The organism is Parabacteroides sp. KHUB-01 (assembly GCF_056640935.1).
This window is the reverse complement of record NZ_CM153256.1, coordinates 146,046-164,245: the sequence shown is the minus strand read 5'-3', so window position 1 is coordinate 164,245 and position 18,200 is coordinate 146,046. Positions and strand designations below refer to the sequence as shown.

21 protein-coding genes are annotated in these 18,200 nt (G+C 40.3%); 12 read left to right on the top strand and 9 right to left on the bottom strand.

Translation table 11 applies throughout. The features are described from left to right. Window positions 1-80: 80 nt before the first annotated feature. The 6 genes from ACYIAR_RS00770 to ACYIAR_RS00745 all read right to left on the bottom strand — a co-directional run bounded on the left by ACYIAR_RS00770 (window position 81) and on the right by ACYIAR_RS00745 (window position 4,166). Window positions 81-770, bottom strand: a complete 690-nt coding sequence (locus ACYIAR_RS00770) for a hypothetical protein (RefSeq protein WP_480331489.1) — start codon at window positions 768-770, stop codon at window positions 81-83. Between the two features lies 1 nt (window position 771). Next, on the bottom strand, window positions 772-1,803 hold the full coding sequence (locus ACYIAR_RS00765; protein ID WP_480331487.1) for a DUF4373 domain-containing protein: 1,032 nt from the start codon (window positions 1,801-1,803) through the stop codon (window positions 772-774). A gap of 354 nt (window positions 1,804-2,157) precedes the next feature. Beyond that, entirely contained in the window at window positions 2,158-2,481 is a 324-nt protein-coding gene (locus ACYIAR_RS00760) for a hypothetical protein (RefSeq protein ID WP_480331485.1), read from the bottom strand. Then, window positions 2,462-2,746 (bottom strand): hypothetical protein, encoded by a 285-nt coding sequence (locus ACYIAR_RS00755; RefSeq protein ID WP_480331483.1) that lies wholly within the window; start codon window positions 2,744-2,746, stop codon window positions 2,462-2,464. Before ACYIAR_RS00755 ends, ACYIAR_RS00760 begins: the two co-directional genes overlap by 20 nt. 2 nt (window positions 2,747-2,748) lie before the next feature. Then, a complete protein-coding gene (locus tag ACYIAR_RS00750; protein ID WP_480331481.1) occupies window positions 2,749-3,162 on the bottom strand; it encodes a hypothetical protein in 414 nt (137 codons plus the stop codon). A 284-nt stretch (window positions 3,163-3,446) separates the two neighbouring features. Further along, a complete protein-coding gene (locus ACYIAR_RS00745; RefSeq protein ID WP_480331479.1) occupies window positions 3,447-4,166 on the bottom strand; it encodes a hypothetical protein in 720 nt (239 codons plus the stop codon). A 475-nt stretch (window positions 4,167-4,641) separates the two neighbouring features. Between ACYIAR_RS00745 and ACYIAR_RS00740 the strand changes: the two genes are divergently transcribed. The 5 genes from ACYIAR_RS00740 (at window position 4,642) to ACYIAR_RS00720 (ending at window position 7,789) form a co-directional block, all read left to right on the top strand. Further along, window positions 4,642-5,094, top strand: coding sequence for a hypothetical protein (locus ACYIAR_RS00740; RefSeq protein WP_480331477.1), 453 nt, complete (start codon window positions 4,642-4,644; stop codon window positions 5,092-5,094). A gap of 698 nt (window positions 5,095-5,792) precedes the next feature. Next, window positions 5,793-6,227 (top strand): HU family DNA-binding protein, encoded by a 435-nt coding sequence (locus ACYIAR_RS00735; RefSeq protein ID WP_480331475.1) that lies wholly within the window; start codon window positions 5,793-5,795, stop codon window positions 6,225-6,227. Window positions 6,228-6,315: 88 nt separating this feature from the next. Next, window positions 6,316-6,525, top strand: a complete 210-nt coding sequence (locus tag ACYIAR_RS00730) for a DUF4248 domain-containing protein (protein WP_480331473.1) — start codon at window positions 6,316-6,318, stop codon at window positions 6,523-6,525. Between the two features lie 295 nt (window positions 6,526-6,820). Further along, the gene (locus ACYIAR_RS00725; RefSeq protein ID WP_480331471.1) at window positions 6,821-7,030 is read left to right on the top strand and encodes a hypothetical protein; all 210 of its coding nucleotides are present in this window, start codon (window positions 6,821-6,823) and stop codon (window positions 7,028-7,030) included. Between the two features lie 333 nt (window positions 7,031-7,363). Next, complete coding sequence (locus tag ACYIAR_RS00720; RefSeq protein WP_480331469.1) at window positions 7,364-7,789, top strand: D-Ala-D-Ala carboxypeptidase family metallohydrolase; 426 nt, start codon at window positions 7,364-7,366, stop codon at window positions 7,787-7,789. A 198-nt stretch (window positions 7,790-7,987) separates the two neighbouring features. Here ACYIAR_RS00720 and ACYIAR_RS00715 read toward each other — a convergent pair whose 3' ends face one another. Further along, window positions 7,988-9,091, bottom strand: coding sequence for an alkaline phosphatase (locus tag ACYIAR_RS00715; RefSeq protein WP_480331467.1), 1,104 nt, complete (start codon window positions 9,089-9,091; stop codon window positions 7,988-7,990). Between the two features lie 346 nt (window positions 9,092-9,437). Here ACYIAR_RS00715 and ACYIAR_RS00710 point away from each other — a divergent pair, with 346 nt between their 5' ends. Next, window positions 9,438-10,346: a helix-turn-helix domain-containing protein gene (locus ACYIAR_RS00710; protein ID WP_480331465.1), complete on the top strand. Its 909-nt coding sequence runs from the start codon at window positions 9,438-9,440 to the stop codon at window positions 10,344-10,346. A gap of 9 nt (window positions 10,347-10,355) precedes the next feature. On the opposite strand, the gene ACYIAR_RS00705 is transcribed toward ACYIAR_RS00710, so the two are convergent. Beyond that, window positions 10,356-10,478 carry a hypothetical protein gene (locus ACYIAR_RS00705; protein WP_480331463.1) on the bottom strand — a complete coding sequence of 41 codons (123 nt, stop codon included), beginning with the start codon at window positions 10,476-10,478 and terminating at the stop codon, window positions 10,356-10,358. A gap of 113 nt (window positions 10,479-10,591) precedes the next feature. Between ACYIAR_RS00705 and ACYIAR_RS00700 the strand changes: the two genes are divergently transcribed. Next, window positions 10,592-11,491, top strand: coding sequence for a helix-turn-helix domain-containing protein (locus tag ACYIAR_RS00700; RefSeq protein ID WP_480331461.1), 900 nt, complete (start codon window positions 10,592-10,594; stop codon window positions 11,489-11,491). Window positions 11,492-12,200: 709 nt separating this feature from the next. Here the strand turns inward: ACYIAR_RS00700 and ACYIAR_RS00695 are convergent. After that, the gene (locus ACYIAR_RS00695) at window positions 12,201-12,653 is read right to left on the bottom strand and encodes a helix-turn-helix domain-containing protein (RefSeq protein ID WP_005836511.1); all 453 of its coding nucleotides are present in this window, start codon (window positions 12,651-12,653) and stop codon (window positions 12,201-12,203) included. A 144-nt stretch (window positions 12,654-12,797) separates the two neighbouring features. Between ACYIAR_RS00695 and ACYIAR_RS00690 the strand changes: the two genes are divergently transcribed. From ACYIAR_RS00690 to ACYIAR_RS00670, 5 genes are all read left to right on the top strand, one after another. After that, window positions 12,798-12,989 carry a hypothetical protein gene (locus ACYIAR_RS00690; RefSeq protein ID WP_480331458.1) on the top strand — a complete coding sequence of 64 codons (192 nt, stop codon included), beginning with the start codon at window positions 12,798-12,800 and terminating at the stop codon, window positions 12,987-12,989. Window positions 12,990-13,007: 18 nt separating this feature from the next. Then, on the top strand, window positions 13,008-13,322 hold the full coding sequence (locus ACYIAR_RS00685) for a hypothetical protein (RefSeq protein ID WP_480331456.1): 315 nt from the start codon (window positions 13,008-13,010) through the stop codon (window positions 13,320-13,322). 206 nt (window positions 13,323-13,528) lie between these two features. Beyond that, window positions 13,529-13,732 (top strand): hypothetical protein, encoded by a 204-nt coding sequence (locus ACYIAR_RS00680; protein ID WP_005649194.1) that lies wholly within the window; start codon window positions 13,529-13,531, stop codon window positions 13,730-13,732. Then, window positions 13,729-17,016 (top strand): DNA primase, encoded by a 3,288-nt coding sequence (locus ACYIAR_RS00675; RefSeq protein ID WP_289105786.1) that lies wholly within the window; start codon window positions 13,729-13,731, stop codon window positions 17,014-17,016. The genes ACYIAR_RS00680 and ACYIAR_RS00675 overlap by 4 nt, the downstream gene beginning before the upstream one ends. Before the next feature lie 217 nt (window positions 17,017-17,233). Beyond that, a complete protein-coding gene (locus ACYIAR_RS00670) occupies window positions 17,234-18,193 on the top strand; it encodes an AAA family ATPase (protein WP_172775732.1) in 960 nt (319 codons plus the stop codon). Window positions 18,194-18,200: the final 7 nt, after the last annotated feature.

Here is an 18,200-nt window from a genome sequence, read left to right as displayed (position 1 = left end):
TTCTGATTTATCATACAAAATAAGATTTTTATTTCTATTAACACAAGTAATACGAAATAAAATTTTATAATGAACATCTTTCACGCCCTCATCTCCCCCCACTTATCAAACTCCTGCATCAGCAGCCACGCCATCGCTTGGGATTTTATGATATACTGGCAAGCATGTTCCGGGATATTAAAACCTCCGGTCGGTTTGAAATCCTTGAAACGCTCCATGGCTTCCAGTTTCTGCTCACGGGTGTGATGGATAATTCCACGGTCCTGCAAAGTCTTGTAGATATATGGCGGGCGGAGCATTTCCAGACTTTCCCCATTTTTGTAGCGGCGAAAGGCTTCGCGGGCGTATTGCATATCCCGGTCAGCAGAAGAAAGGCTGTTGTCGGCGGAAAGGGCTTTTTGCTGTTGCTCTTCCTGAATCCTTTTGCGCACCTGTTGGCGAATATCGCTTGTCTTGTACTTTTCAAGCCAGGTTGTGAATGTCCAAAGATTTATTCCGTTAAAGCGGCCTAAACGTCCTTTTGCTCCGTTTTCAAAGCAATATTCTATTTCCTTGCATGTCAGATAAGAATAACACTGAAAAAGGTCTGATACGAGTTTTGCGGAAATTACGCCTACCGCCTTTTCTTCATAAGTCTGGTAACCGACCATAAAATAGCATTGCACTATCTGGGACGATACAAACTCGGTCAACTCTTTCTGGCTCATATCTTTTATCTTTCTATCATGCATTGCTTTATAAAGCATCATTTCTTCATAACTGTTTTCCATATCACAATCCTCCTCCATCTAATAATCGTTGGGCAATAACACTCGCTTTTTGAGCACATTCCATAGCCTCGTCAACCTTCGATTTCTTTTCTTCACGATTTTTACGGGGCTTTGAATTCTGCTGTTCCAATATCTCCGGAACTGACTGGAATTTCAGGTATCTCCACCAGTTTATCAGACGGCGTTTATAGTCGTTGATGTTAAGCATCGAACCTGTTTCGCCGATTGACACTATGTGCTGTTCAAAATAGTCCATAATTTCTGGCAGCAGTCTTAACACCGGAGATCCTTTCCCGCTGCTTCTGACAACGCTGCTCAGCCATTCTTCGTCTTTCATAAGCTCGGCATTCCATTTCTTGCAGTTTTCGCTGAATGAGTTTGGCTTTTTAATTTCTTCCTCTAAAACTATAACTCCATTTGCTTCTCGCGCGCACGCGCACGCGGATGATGAAGAAGAATATAAATTTTTTACTTTACTTTCTTTTACTATACTTTCCTTTCCTTTACTTTCCTTTACTTTACTTTGTTTGGAAATGTCAACATTTTCACCCGTTGAATCAACTGAAATGTTACATTTTTCATCATTCAACGGAGATGATTGTTGCATTTTTGAGGCGTTTTTTGATTCAGAAAAACGCTTTGGAATTGGCACCAAAAGATATTCAACATTCTCACATACAAAGTTTTTACGGCGTGATATGATTTCAAAGAAACGCTCCTGTATTCCTTTTGATGTTAAGATTTGGTGCTCTAAAAAGAGCTTTTTGTTAAAGAAATTAAACTCAACCAGAAAGTCGATTATCTGCTGCACCTTTTTACTGTTAAAACGTGAGTGCAACGAATATGTAAACACCTTGCAAATTGTTTCATTCCATCGCATATAATAACCATTCGTATATATTTTGCACAATAGTTTTATATACACTCCGGATGCTTCAAAACCAAAATTTGCCATTAGCATTTCGATTTTTTCATTTTCGAAAAATTGTGTGTCCAGTGGGAAATACGATAATTTATTTATTTCTGTAGCCATAATTTTTTAGTTTATTAGTTAGCAATTTATCAAGGCTGAAAGCCTTCTTATAGCCCAGGGTGTAAGCCCTGGGTCTAACATGAAGTCGAGAGACGGAGCGCTGAAAGTGCGACACCAAAATCCAATTGTTTCGCTCCTTCAGAGCTTGTTTTTGGATGGCGGCTAGTGACCCAGGGCTCACGCCCTGGGCTATGCTAAAGGCTTTCAGCCTTATATCCCTTGTCTCTGTAGCCTTCTCCATTTTGGTGGATTTGCAATCCACATTGATTGGAACGGGATTACAAATCCCGAACAGCATAAACATTGGATTACAAATCCAATGCAACGGATAGCCTCAAATCCTCGTCAACTCGTTTACTTGTCAACTTGTCTCCTCATATTTATTGCCCTCACAATCAACCTCCCCGTCCTCATAGTCAACAACTCCGACGGCAAAACCCGGATAAGCAACCAACCACAGGCGGCTGCTTCATTGTATTTTTCCATATCACGTAGGAATCCTTCGGGGCGGAAATGGCGACCGCCATTATATAGACCGCCTTCAACCTCGACGGCAACTTTTGCTTCGATGACTGCAAAATCAAAGCTCCAGTCGCGCGTGGGATGGAAACGGTGCTCCGCAACGACATGAAAACCAGTGTTGCGGAACACCATATCGTCAAGCGGCGAATAGCTCATTGTAATCTATCAGGAATTGCTCAGCTTCATACTGAGAGTCAAACATTTTAACCTCATACGTGTTCATCCGGTTATCGAATGCTATCCAGGCATTGTTGGCTTCTTCATAGAAATATCCGTAATCGTGGTTATGGTTGAAACTGTAAGCACGGCTAAGATGTTCACCAACATTCAGCTCATTGTACTTTTTCTTTGCCTCATTGTCGAAAAGGCAGGAGTTCATAAACTCCCGCACTTTGTCTGCATTAATCATGTATTTTTTCATAATCATGCTACTTTTTTAGGTTCTACATTGGTGTTTTCTATTGTCAGGAACTTGTCCAGTCCGTAACGCTTGCCTTTCGTGATATACAATAACGCTTCACGTTCGCAGAGTGACATATCTTCAAGAAGGCGGTCTATCCATGCATATTCATCTTTGCCCAAATGTAAACGCACCGATATATTGCTTGTTGACTCGTAATTCACTGAAAGATGGGCATATATAGTCAGCAACTCACTATTTCCCGACGGCTGGCGATAATATCCGTCAACAACAAGATTGTGATAACTTGTTCCCGTGATTTTTTCAATATGGAATGCAAGGTTTTGCATTGCCAGCGCAAATTCTTCGTGAATCGGCGCCTCGTTGAAATAAACTGTGCGATAAGTATCGTCGTTTTTTTCATCAAAAATTTCCATTTCTACTTTTAAGTAGTTACTTTTGATTGATATTTGAAAAATCCTTTTTTCAGATGTCATAATATTATTGTTTTTAAATATTTATAAATTTCAACGGGTTAACCTAAGACGTGAGTCTTGGGTTAACTTTTTTTGTCTCTGTCTCTGTTCCAACGGATTTGCAAACCGTTGGTTATTCTTGGTGGATTTGCAATCCACATTGATTGGAACGGGATTAAAAATCCCGAATAGCATACACATTGGATTACAAATCCAATGGAACGGACTACTTAATTTCTCCATAATCACGCCGCTTTAGGTTCTTCCTTATATTCCACGCATGGAGAATCAATTCTAACACCTTTCCTAGCCTGTTGTTTCGCAAACATCAGCATCGGGTGCATTATGCGGCGAAGGTCTGCATCGGGCAATCCCTTACCGACATTTTCCCACCAGAATTTGAACAGCTCAACATAGCCTTCGTTAGTCAAGGCTTCAGGAACAAGCTCCATCTGCACTGCTTTGAGCTGCAATGAGGCAAGTCCGGCAGAACGGCGTTCGGCTGCACGGTTGTAGGCTTCGGCCTTTTTCTTTTCGTCCGTGATTTTTCCGATTCGTTTCTGCGACATCTCATAGTTTTTCTGCAATCTTGCTGCTTCCGCACGTGCTTGTTCGGCTACAGACTTAAGGTATTGCTTCAGCAACTGATTACAATTATAAGCCGGTGATTCTGACTTTTTCGGATCAATAGCATTTTCAAGCGAAACAAGCTGCTTTTGCAGTTTTGTCAAAGCATCAGTTATCGGTCGGCGATTTTCGTGCATCAAACGCACTGCACCTGAGCATTCAATAATGTAATTACGGATTTCATCGGCAAGGTTTTCATTAACACCAGAGGCTTCAGCCTGTTTCAACAGCTCTTCTCCCGTATTTTTCACATTGATACTTTTCCCAGCATTTTCTGCTAAAACGGTTTCACATGATTGGATTTCCAATCTTAGATTTAATGATTTGTTTTTTCTCATGTAATATATTTTAAGGTGTTGGCAACAAGAATATTCCCGTTGTCTTACAGTAACAAATATAACAATTTATTTTTAAACAATAAAACATTTATAGCACTAATTATCAATTATTTTGATTTATATCATTTAATTTTTTTAGTTTAAAATATATGTATAATTTGGTGCACTGTGGGATACTGTTGCCTTATTTGTAGAATATTGGCGATATAGTAAGAATTCGTCGTTTGGCGAAAGGAATCATTTTACCCACGAATATAATTCATATTTCCTTTCGGAAGAAAATCAATTTACTCCCGAAGGTAAATCAATTTACTTCCGAACGTATTTTAATTTTCTTCCGAACGTAAATTCACACCCAACATAATAATGAAACATTTGCAAGACATATACGGATACTGGGACACAGAAGCGGACAGCAGGGCTATGAAAGCAACGTATATTTACCAATCATACCAACGTAAAATATATAATGTAAATGAAAAGAATCCTATTATCAATTTTGATTCCTGTATGCTATGCCTGTGGAAGCAGTAGAAAAACGGAAAACGCCATGTCCGCCAGCAGAAATATGTTTTCAACAGAAACGCTGAAGGCTACTACGGTGAGCATACCTGCAAAAAAGGCGTTTCTCTCCATTCCGCTAACCGATGGGAAAATAACTAAACCGCCTGCCGGAGCATCATACCAGGCACGAAACGCGCACAACACAGTAAAGGCAACCATCGAAAATGACACGTTATTTATTGAATCCATTTGCGACAGTATTCAATCAACGTATTACGGCTATGAAAGGATATCAGGCAAAAATGAAAACAGCGAAATACGGCAAAACAAGGAAACGGAAACCGGAAAAGACAGCAGCCTACGAACCATTTTAATTATAATTTCTGCTGCAATCGTACTGTTATGCGTATACAGAAAACAATAGGCGAATACAGATGCACGCTGGCGGACAATGGCGGACAGTGCGAGGTTTGGGCAGTTGTAACTTTGTAATATCAAGGCTGAAAGCCTTGGGTTTATAAGCCCAGGGTGTAAGCCCTGGGTCAGGCAGATTTCCTCCACCACCAATATAGCCCTGAGGGGGCGACACAATGTCCGGTTGTGATTTTTGGGTTTAATTGAGTGTCGCTCTTTCAGAGCTCCGATTGGATGGTGACCGTTATACCCAGGGCTCACGCCCCGGGCTATACAAATCAGACTAATGCCTGATTTGTATAGGCTTTCAGCCTTGACAACTAACAAGTTCAAAAACTAACTTAAAAAAGTAACAAGAGTTCTACAAATTATAAATGATAGATAATTGTGGAAATGGATTATTCAAAAGACATATCAAGGCTGAAAGCCTTGGGGTTATAGCCCAGGGTGTAAGCCCTGGGTCAGGCAGATTTTCCCCCACCACCAATATAGCCCTGAAGGGGCGACACAATGTCCTGTTGTGATTTGGGGGGTTAATTTAGTGTCGCTCTTTCAGAGCTTCGATTGGATGGTGACCGTTATACCCAGGGCTCACGCCCTAGGCTATACAAATCAGACTAATGCCTGATTTGTATAGGCTTTCAGCCTTGTTAACTTGTCAACTAACTAAAAAACTTAAAAACTAACAAACTTAAAAACTTAAAATCTATGGCAGTAAAGTACAGATTAGTAAAACGTAAGGTATCAGACCTTAAAGGTGGTGCCCAGGTTGAAAAGACCTTTGCAAGCACCGTTTACAACAGCAATGTGGAACTGGAAAGCGTATGCGAACTGGTTGCAGTACGTTCGTCAATGTCGAGTGCCGACGTTAAGAGTATCATCGACTCTCTGAACTACGTGCTTGTCCGTGAGCTGAGCAACGGCAACATCGTGGAACTTGGCGAACTGGGAAACTTCCGCCCTTCGGTTTCTTCAAGCGGGGCTGCAACTGAAGAGGAATTCTCTGTGGCAACCAACATCCGAAAAGCGAGAATCATCTTCTCGCCGGGCAAGGCTCTCCGAAACCTGAAGAACAACTTTAGCTACACAGTTGTCAAGCCGGTTACGGTTACGGAAGAATGCGACAAACCGCACTTGGAGTAAGGCTAAACGGTTGATTTTCTGCTATAATAGCATTAAGAAAAGTGAATAAAAACTTGCCTGTTTACAAGATTTTCACTATCTTAATGCTATGAAAGCAGAAGCAATTACAATCAAGGAAATGGCCCTGATGTACTTCCCGAACAGTACACCGGATTCTGCCCGCCGACAGTTGTCACGATGGATACAGAAAAACACACAGCTACAGGCTGAGCTCGCGGACGCAGGATTTTACAGAGGCCAGAGAGTGTTAACGCCTAGACAGGCAGGTATTATAATTTATTGGTTTGGGGAACCGTAGGAAAGAGACAAGGTATCAGATACGAGGGGACAAGGGAAATAGCTATCAAGGCTGAAGGCCTTGGGTTTATAGCCCGGGGTGTGAGCCCCGGGTTACGATGCACCTCTTCTCTCATCCCAGCTCTGAAAGAGCGAGGTTAAGCATCAAGGTGCGCTCCTTCAGAGCTTATATTTAGCTGGTGGCTGGTGACCCAGGGCTCACGCCCTGGGCTATAAGAAGGCTTTCAGCCTTATACGGCCTTATTTCTGAAACCTTGTCAACTCGTTTACTTGTCAACTAACAAAAGAAAGGAGGCATGAAAAACATACAACTATACATTGCTACAATATTATGCATTTCGGGATTAGTGTTATTATATCTCGGTTTTTGGGTTCCACCTCAAGGGGAGATCCATTCTTCCGTCCTGGTTGCCTTCGGTGAGGTTTCGACGTTTGCGGGGGCATTGTTTGGGGTGGATTATAAGTATAGGGACAAGGTATCAGGGACGAGGAGACAAGGGGAATAACCATTAAGGCTGAAGGCCTTGCATTTTATAGCGTAGGGCAACGCCCTACGTTTTAGGCATCCATACTATCTATATACGCCCTGAAGGGGCATAACTGGGGGAAGTTCCGCCCTTTCAGGGCTTAATCCCTATACACACATCTGATACACAGGGCGTTGCCCTGTGCTGTAAAATTTAAGGCTTTCAGCCAAATGTGTCGCTCCTTCAGAGCTTGTTTTTAGATGGCGAATTGTGACCCAGGGCTCACGCCCTGGGCTATGCTAAAGGCTTTCAGCCTTATATTCCCCTTGTTTCTGAAACCTTGTCAACTTGTCAACTAAATTAAAAATCTATATGCTATACAACACTATTCAACTATCACCAAATTTCAACATATCCGAACTTACTCATTCACAAACTGCTATTGAAAATGCAATTGACAATAGCCCTGATGAAAAAAGTTTGGAGAACTTAAAGAATCTTTGTAAAAATCTTTTGCACCCTTTGCGTGACAAGCTTGGGAAGCCAATTCATGTCACAAGCGGTTATCGTTGCGAAGAGCTTAACCATCTTGTTGGCGGTGTTCCGACGAGCCAACACGTTAAAGGTGAAGCTGCCGACTGTTATTGTACGGATGGTCCTGAATTTCTGCTTCAAATTCTTCTCAACTCGGGGCTGGAGTTTGACCAGGCTATTGTTTATAAGAAAAAACGTTTCTTGCATTTATCTTTGAAAAGGGGTGGCGGGAACAGGAAGATGGTTTTAAGAAACCAATTATAAGGATACTGCTATAAAACATTTATGACCAAAAAACTTAATTTCAGATGAATGTTTATATACAGACTATTTACCAAAGTCCTGTCTATAGAAATCGGCAATTATACTTTCTAGTGAATAAAATACTTTTCAACTATATCCTTGAGCTGATCCGATGACAGATTTGCTATGCCTATTGATTCAATAAGTGAAAACTCTTCTTTATTTATTACACAATAATTCCTTAATAATAAAAAATATATCTGTGTTCTTTATAAAACCTTGAAACTTTTCAGAATTTATTCCATAAGAGAATATGGGAACCATTGTTCCTGTATGAATCATCCCTTCCATTGTCCACTTTGCTATAACTTCTTGTTTATTTATATCTCCTCCTACGAGAGTCATACCAGATGCTTCAGGACCACCTACTACAACAACAAGGGTATTGCCATCTTTTTCTGCAAAATCTATAGCTAAACCGATTGCTTTATCAAAAGCTATAGTTTCTAAACCAACCAATCTTGTATCACCTTTATGAGATGCTCTATCTACAAACATATCACCCACCAATAAAAAAAAGCCATTATTGCTTTGATTCAAAAGGTTTATTGCTGATTGAACTGATTTTACTAACATATCGCCACGCCCATGTAAGATATCCGGCATATCAGTCTCTGAAATAAAACCTGCCAATTTCCCTGATTTAACTTTCTGAATTTCACTTATTGATTTTGCAATATGGAACCCTTTTCCATTCAACTTATCCAACAAATTTTCATTATCTTTTCGTTTGACAAAATACTTCATTCCTCCTCCTATAAAAACATCCGGTGATAAATTGGTATATGCCTTAGCGATGTCTTCCTTATGCATTCTATCCTTAACATTAGCTATAAATGGAGAGATACTTCCATCTAATAATGTATTAGCTGATACAATTCCTGTCTTGATACCATTTTCTGAGGCGTATTCAATAATTGATTTTGTTGGTCTATTATTAGAATCAATACCGATATATCCATTTCGGGTATTTACACCAGAAGCAATGGCTGTTCCATGAGATGGGCCATCACCGTTAAAATTTGATATAGAGTTCGTTTGCATAATACCGACAGAATGCATTCTCTCAATATTCAGAGGGGCATTATTCATAATCATACCTGTTTGCCATTGAGCTATACTCATGCCGTCTCCTATAAAAAGAATAATCTTTTTCCCTTTCATGTTTATTATACTATCAGGTGCTACAGCTTTAATATAAAAAGGTGAAACTATAAAAGCACTGATAATACATACAATCCTATAAAAATTCAAAACTTTCATATACCAATATTTTTTAACAGCATGCAAAAGAACAAAGATTATAATCTGGGATACCTACCAAATATATCCTAATTACTACCAATTTGATAAGAAGATATTTTGGAAACATTTGATAAACCATGTAATGTGCCATCTGTTGCTTAATCTAATCTTAGCGTACAAGAAATAAAATACGGTCGTACGCTTATTTTCGTATCTTTGCAAAAGAATTGTATATAAACGATATAACCATATATTATATGAGACTGTTTATATCATAAAAATATAATGGTGCAATCTTTCAGAATTACTGCATTCTTACTTATACAGAAGTCTATTTTATCATTAATGATAAAAAACTGTCAATATGAAACACAAAGATTCATTTGATATTTATGCCAGCAAAACGGCCAAGCATATTTCTATTCTGAAATATTCCAAGAGTTCCTGCGGCGTAGACTTTTTGCTGAACACAGCTGAAAGTTCAGAGAAACCAGGCTGGTTCAATCTCAATGAACAATATAAAACAGACTTCTTTGAGATTTATTTCTTCAGACAAGCTGAAGGTTATATGCTGTTAGCTGGAAAAAGGATTGAATTACATCCCAATATGGTTCTTATTATATCACCTTACCAACTACAAGAATGGCATATTGACTTAAGTAAACTTGATTATACCTTTCTTGTTTTTCAAGAAGAATTCATAAACAATTTCTTATCTGACAAATACTTTATGTACAGGTTATTATATTGCTATCAACATAATATCCCGACGTACTTTGAGATGAACAAAGAAGAAATGTCTCAGTTCCTTAATATGTTGCAACGCATGAAAGAGGAATTGCGGAATCCTATAGCAGATAGCTATCATATGATAGTAGCTTATCTATATCAATTTTTATTAGAGCTAAACAGATTCTATGCAAAACTATTCAACCTCCCTTTTACTCCACCTCTGAACAACTATGCCTACCATTATAAAGAGCTTCTTGAAAAGAATATCTCGAAAATAACACGGGTAAATGATTATGCAGAGATGATGAATATCAGCAGGGTTTCATTAAATAAAGCTGTAATGCGCGAATTTGGCCTATCTGCTGTCAGTTTATTGAAACAACGCTTATTACAAGAGATAAAAAACGACCTTCTGTTTTCAGGGCTGCCAATAAAAGAAATAGCATATCGGTTACATTTCTCTGAGCCTAACCACCTGATGCGTTTTTTCAAACAAATGACTGGGCAGACTATTAGTGAATTTATCAAATCAATAAGATGATTCTGTTTTTTAGCCTGCCAGTAATCTTTTCGTTACTGCAAATGTGCCTCCACACTCCATTTCTTCTATTTCGAACAGCTCCCATTCCACAATTGCCTGCTCGCGCTGTGAAAGATGGAGACTTTCATCCATTTTGTATTTGAAAAAAGAATATCTCGTCTCCTTCCCTGTTTTGAAAGGATTGAAAGAGGATAAATATAAAAAACAGAAGCACTATATTTGCAAAAACGATAATGCCTTGCGATATGGAAGAATTAATTAAATTGGATAGCGTCGATAAATATAACAAGTTGTTCGGGTTGGAAACATTGCATCCCATGGTTGCAGTCGTCGATTTGTCAAAAGCAACCGAATGGCCGGAACATTTCAAAATCAATTATGGAGTGTATGCACTGTTTCTGAAAGATACAAAATGCGGAGATATTACCTATGGCCGTCAGCCCTACGATTACAAGGAAGGAACCATTGTCTGTTTCGCACCGAGACAAGTTGCTGCTATAGAGATGTTGAAAGATACCAGACCTACGGCGCACGGCGTATTGTTCCATCCTGATTTTATCCGTGGAACAATGTTGGGGCAAGAGATAAAAAAGTATTCTTTCTTCTCATACGAGACAAGTGAAGCCCTCCATTTGTCTGAAACAGAACGCGAGACCATAATGGATTGTTTTCGTAAGATTGAGGCAGAACTGGAACATAATATTGACAAACACAGCCGGAGGCTGATAACTGCCAATATCGGATTGTTACTCGATTATTGCATGCGCTTCTATGAACGTCAATTTACTACTCGTGAGGCATCCAATAAGGATGTGGTTGTCCGATTTGAACGTCTGCTTGACGAATACTTTGACAGCAAAGCTCCACAAGAGAATGGTCTGCCAAGCGTGAAATACTTTGCTGACAAGGTTTTTCTTTCGCCCAATTATTTCGGTGACATGATCAGTAAGCAGACCGGAAAGACTGTCACGGAATATATTCAGGACAAGCTGATAGGCCGCGCTAAAGAGTTACTGCTCTCCACATCCAAGCCTATGAGCGAGATAGCTTACAGTCTCGGATTCCAATATCCGCAACATATGAGCCGCATGTTCAAACGTATAGTGGGAATCACTCCGAATGAATTCAGAGCTCAAAGGGCATGATTTTTATTCATATCCTTGATTGTTCAATCTGTTTCCCGATGATTGTATAATTTGATTTTTCTGTTATTCAAATAAATATGATTAAGAGTAAATACTAAAGATTCTAAACTCTTATTACGTACGGTAGTAAAGGATTGCAGAAACTCATTTCTAACATATTCATACATTCTGGAGCAATCATTTCAAAGACTTGCAGATTATCTCAAAAGAGGTGGAACTTATGGCAACAAACTTAAAATTAAGAATTTTCCGCTCTCACAAGCAGCTTTCGTTATTTGGTCTCTTGATCAAAGAGAAGAAATGAAAACATAATAAAAGGCTGATATATAGCAATTATGCCACATATCAGCCTAATTTACTGTATTTTTAACTATCCAATAGGATTAGATAGTTTCCTCAATAGCTGCCTGCGCCACTTTCATATACGATTATTTCCCAATAGGTTACATTACCGGTGTATGTGAAGTGTATGCGCTTTGGTATGACTTTTTTCTAAAGCTGCTACTTTCTTAGCATTATTATTCTATCGCAGCTTGTGCCTCTCCAATACATATCTGTATTTCAATAAGATGCAATATTTGTGTATGTAATCTGTATGCATCTTGATACAATCCTATACAATGCTTGGAACAGTTGCAATAGATATTAAGGATGAATGATTTGACCTCTCTGTAACGAGATGACGCATTCATTTAAATTTCAGTATTGTTTATTTCCTATCTTTCAATAGTTCAATAATCACGTCCTTATCCTTCAGGTTTGAATCAAGACGTAAAATCTGTGAGTTCAGACTCTCTATCTGCTCTTTCAGAAGCTTGATTGTTTCCCTCAGGTTCTCTGTTTCTTTCTTTTCGCTGGATAACTGTACGGCCAGTTCTGCATCACCTATCAGATTATTTGCATTTCCATCCAATGAAACGGCTGCAAGGTGTGCCGATATATGATGTTGTTTCGGACAGAAAAGGGAAAAGAAATTGAAGTCCAATGCTTCGCTGACTTTAATAAGCCTGTTCGTTTCCATTGTCTCCCTTTCCAGTATGCGGTTTATGTGCTGCTGTGGTACACCTATTTTGCGCCCAAGCTCAGATTTGCTTAATCCAAGCTCGTTGCGTCTTTTGTCGATAGCCTGACCTACATGCACGTGTTTTATGTCATTATCCATGCGATTCCTTCAATAAATACATCTTAAACAATAAATCATCAAACAAATATTTGGTTATATAAACCATTTTATGTTACTTTGTGGTGTAACCTATTCATTTGGTGAATACAAAGTTAAACATTAAATATTAAACATCCAACAATTATGTCTGAAAACTTAGAAAAAATCCGTCCGGCACTTGTTGCCCTTGAAGTAGGTGAATCCGTTTCATTCCCCATTTCACGTTTGAAAAGCATCCGTACACAGGCCTCAGAGCTTGGTGCCATCTACAACCGTCAGTTCAAGACCAGGACTGACAGGGAAAACCATACCATTACGGTCAAACGAACAGTATAGAAACCAAATCAGGTTTATATGAAGATATTACAGTTTCTGGACCATCTTATACCATACGAAACATTCCTGAATGACCTCTCCTCCAGAATTGTCAGGCAATTGAAAGCCGACAAGGATGATCCTGAATTCATCAGCCATAGGAAGGCTTACGAACTTTTTGGCCGCAGGAATGTAGAACGATGGAAACGTCAGGGAAAGGTGGTCTCCTATAAAAGACCCGGTAAGGTGGAATACCGCACGGCAGACCTCAGGCTCTTGCAGCGAACCACCCAGGACTATTTTGATGAAAGTCAGCCGAAACAGGCAGAAAAACCGGTCAAGAAAGATAAGTGATAAACATATTATGGCTAATAATCAAATATTGATAAACTTTATTTATTTAGTTTAGCCGTGATACTCTATGAAATATAAAGAAAGCAATTATAGTAGGTACAGGAATGTGCGTCAGTAACCTTTGTTCACCAGCTTATAGTTTTGCCACTTAACAATAAAGCCGGACAGGTCTTTTTTTATCGCACATTCATAATGATTTTATAATAATGAAAGAAATCAGACCAGCGTGCGATCCAAACGGTGTCTATTCAGTCAAGCGCACCTGTGCTGAACTCGGTATCAGCAACAAGACACTCAAAAAATACAGAGAAAACGGGTATATCCAACCGCTCAATCCTAATAATGTCAGCCGTCCGAAATACTCCGGCCAGTCAATAATCGATTGTTGGAACCTGCTCAGTACGTTATGATAAGCGAAACAACCATACGGAAAGTAAGGGAACTTGCCATAGAAGACGTACTCAGTCCTTATGTCAGGCTGTCCAGAAAAGGCTCAACCCTGATGGGACTTTGTCCTTTTCATACTGAGAAGACCGGTTCCTTTGCCGTTACCCCAGGCAAGAATCTCTTCCACTGTTTCAGTTGTAACCGTGGCGGTGATTCCATTACGTTTATAATGGAAAAGGAAAACCTTTCCTTCAGTACCGCCGTGGAATTTATTGCCAGAAACCATAATATTCCGGTAGAATACATCAGTGAAGAGCGCAGTGAGGAACAGATGGCCGAAGCCAGGCACCGGGAATTACTTCTGACAGTTCTCGATACAGTCCAGACCTTCTTCCTACAAAATTTAAGAGCAACAGACAAGGAAGAGAGCCTTGATGCCAGAGCCTACGCATACAGCCGATGGCATGAGGAATTCTGTGCCTTTGCCGGAATAGGCTATGCACCGAAAGATGGTCAGGCCTTTATGGATTTCTGCAGAAACAAGGCTTTGAACGAAGAACTGCTGTACGAACTCGGTATGTTCAAGCGTGGTGAGGATGGCAACACATACGCCATGTTCCGCCAGCGTATCATGATTCCCGTGAGAAACAGATGGGGACGCATCATTGCCTATACAGCCAGATACATTGGAGACAACAGGAAAGCTCCCAAGTATATCAACTCGGCAACAAGCATGATTTACTCCAAGGGAGAAACAGTATTTGGCATTGACCGTGCCGCCAGACTGCGTGATGCCGACTATTATATCATTGTGGAAGGTGCTCCTGATGTCCTTAGAATGCAGTCAATTGGATACGACAATACAGTAGCGTCACTTGGAACAGCCTGGAGTGACAGCCAGTTTGAACAGCTGAAGAAATATGTATCCTCACTCTGTTTCATTCCTGATTCAGATATTGCGGAAGGCAAGCCATACGGACCGGGATTTGAGGCGGTGATGACCAACGGGGCTGCAGCCATAAGAAAAGGATTCCATGTAACAGTCAGGGAACTTCCTTTTGCAGAAATACCATCCGAGGCAGAAGGAGAAGTACAATATGCCAAGAATGATGCCGACAGCTATATCCGCAGCAGGGAGGATTATACCTCACTGCCAGAAAAGCATTTTATCATCTGGTTGGCACAGAAACGTTTTCTGGTAGCCGGTTCCATGGTAGAGGAAAGAAAGTGTGTTGCGGAAATAGCAGACCTATTGCGCTATATAAAAGACCAGCTTGTGTATGACCAGTGCATAGAACAGCTCTCCAGACTGCACGGCAAGGTAAAGCTATGGCGTGATGCCGTTACCCAGGCACGTGGGGAAGCCAGGAGAAGGAACGACAAACCTGCAGCCATGAACGAGATGCAGCGTGAAGCTGAACTGCTGCGCCAATTCGGTCTGTTCGTCAGAGAAAACTGTTACTACTCCATCGGTGAAGATGATGATGAACCGTCAAGAATCTCCAACTTCATCATGGAACCGCTGTTCCATATCGAGGATGAGATAAACGGAACCAGAATCTTCCGTATGAGGAATATGTACAATGTATGCAGGGTCATAGAACTGAAGGAGTCAGAACTCTGCTCACTGAGCAACTTCCAGCAGAAGGTCGGCTCACTGGGCAATTATGTATGGCTGGCCAAGATTGACAAACTCAACCGTGTAAAGGAATACCTGTATTCAAAGACCGATACGGCAGAACGTATCAGAAAACTCGGCTGGAATGCGGCTGAAGGATTCTTCGCTTTCGGTAACGGAATATTCCTTGCAGGTACATTCAATACCGTTGATGATTTGGGTATAGTCCGTGGTATCAACGGCAAGGCTTTCTATATACCGGCCACTTCAAAAATCTATCTCAACAATCCGGAGATATTCCAGTTTGAGAGACTTATGATACATGAGAACTGCAACGGAATAAAGCTGTATGATTACGTAAAAAGACTGATGGAAGTGTTCGGCGAGAATGCAAGTGTAGCCTTCTGTTACCTGCTTGCCACACTCTTCCGTGACATAATATTCAGACGCACCCGTCACTTTCCCATCCTGAACCTTTTCGGTGAGAAAGGAACCGGTAAGACAACCCTGGCTACTTCCCTCCAGTCCTTCTTTCTGCACGGGGTTGATCCGCCCAATCTCGGAGTAACTTCCGTACCGGCCATGAACGACCGTGTATCACAGGCTGTCAATACACTTGCCGTGCTGGACGAATACAAGAATGACCTTGATATCCGCAAGATAGCCTATCTGAAAGGACTTTGGGGCGGTGGCGGCCAGACTAAGAAGAATACGAATACGGACGGTATGGCAGCCCAAACCATTGTCACAACAGGTGTAGCTTTATGTGGTCAGGACAAGCCGACACAAGATATGGCACTCTACACCCGTGTTATCTTCCTTGCCTTTTCAAAGACATCATTCAACCAGAATGAGAAAAGAGCCTATGAAGACCTTGTATCAGTCTGCAATATGGGACTTACCCACCTCACCCTGGAAATATTGGGACACCGGGAACTGTTTGAAAAGAACTTTCCGGAAATATACTCCATTACCAAGCGTGAGCTGGCTGCGAAATTGGATAATGAAACCATCCATGACCGTATATTCGGTAACTGGGTTATTCCACTGGCCACCTTCAGAACACTGGAGACAGTCATTGACGTGCCTTTCAGTTATGCGGAGCTTTTTGAAACAGCAGTCAAAGGAATACGCAACCAGAATGAACTGGCTCAGGAAAGTTCGGAGATAGCGGATTTCTGGAGTATGCTTCAGGGATTCCAGACTTCAGGGAAATGTATTGAGAAAGCACATTACCGCATAAGGTATATGAAATCCTTCCGTCCATTGTCTGTAAAAGAAGATATAGAATTTAAGGAAGCACGTCCTATTCTCTATCTGAACACGGCAGCCGTGGCATCACTGTTCAACAGTAGGAATGCAGGTTCAACTTCCAACCGCTCGAACTGGTCCACCATCATGTCGTATCTGAAATCCCATGCTTCATATTTGGGACTGAAACAAGACAGATTCACCATACTTCTGCCCAGCGGACTTCCTGACTATACCATCGACATTGTAAATGGAGAGCAGGTTAAGAAGGTAAAGGTAAACCGACCGAAGGCTTTATGCTTTGATTATCTCCAGTTGAAAGAGACTTTCGGGTTGGATCTTGAAACTGAGGTTGTAGCTGAAGTGCAGGACATGCAGGAAGAAGTGATGACAGAAATGCAACACACTTTCAAACAGAATGAATTTGATTTTACATAAATGATTAATCTGAACTCTGATGATGAAAGAAGTAAAGGGGTTAATACAAATCAAAAATATAATTGTAGTATTAAAAGACTTCTCCTAGTTATTTTGGTGAAATCACCAAGTTCTTAGATAAAAAAACATAAATATTTAGCAATTTTTAATGATAGGGTTGACTATTTGACGGGAACAAAGTATTTTTGTACATCAATAATTTTATAACCATATTACGATGGCAAATGCAGACCAAATATTATCTCTGATACGCAATCATTTAAACAATGATGATGCACAATTCAGAAAGGTTGCCTTACAGATTTCAGCTGTAGAGGCAAAGAATGGTCATGCTGTATTGGCGAGAACTATCCAGGAATTATTAAGCCAGAAAAAGACCTCTTTTAGCAATTTAAAAATTATTCCACGCAATAAGGATGTTGACGATTTGTTGCTTCAGACTGAAACATATGACAGTTTGAATGATCTGGTTACAGATAAGTCTGTAAAGGAGAAGCTGGAAAGGGTAATAAAGGAATATACAAGAAGAGAAGAACTTCAGAAATATGGCCTTGCAAATCGCCGTAAGCTGTTACTCTATGGTATGTCTGGTACAGGTAAGACTATGACATCAGGGGTATTGGCAAAGGAACTTAATCTTCCTTTCTTTATTGTAAGAACAGAAAAGATTATCACTAAATTCATGGGTGAGACAGGTCAGAAACTTAGCCGTATCTTTGATTTTATAGATGAAGTCCCTGCCGTTTATCTCTTTGATGAGTTTGACGCTATAGGCGCACAACGTGGAATGGAAAATGAGGTCGGTGAACAACGCAGAATACTTAATACATTCCTGCAGTTGTTGGAGCGTGATTCTTCTGATAGTTTTATTGTTGCAGCTACAAATGCAATAGAGTCCATCGACAAGGCAATGTTCCGGCGTTTTGATGATGTCATTGAATACAGAATGCCGGATGCAGAACAACGCTTGTTGTTGTTGCGTGAATATTTATATACAGCAAAAAATCTGGATTTCTCTCAGGCTGAACCTTTATTTACGGGAATGAGCCATGCAGAGATAAAAATGGTATGCTCCGACATATTCAAAGAATCACTGTTAAATGATTTGCCTATAGATATGGAAATGGTGAAAATGATTGTTGACAAACGAAATCAGCTGTGCCGTGAAATAGGTTGAATATGTA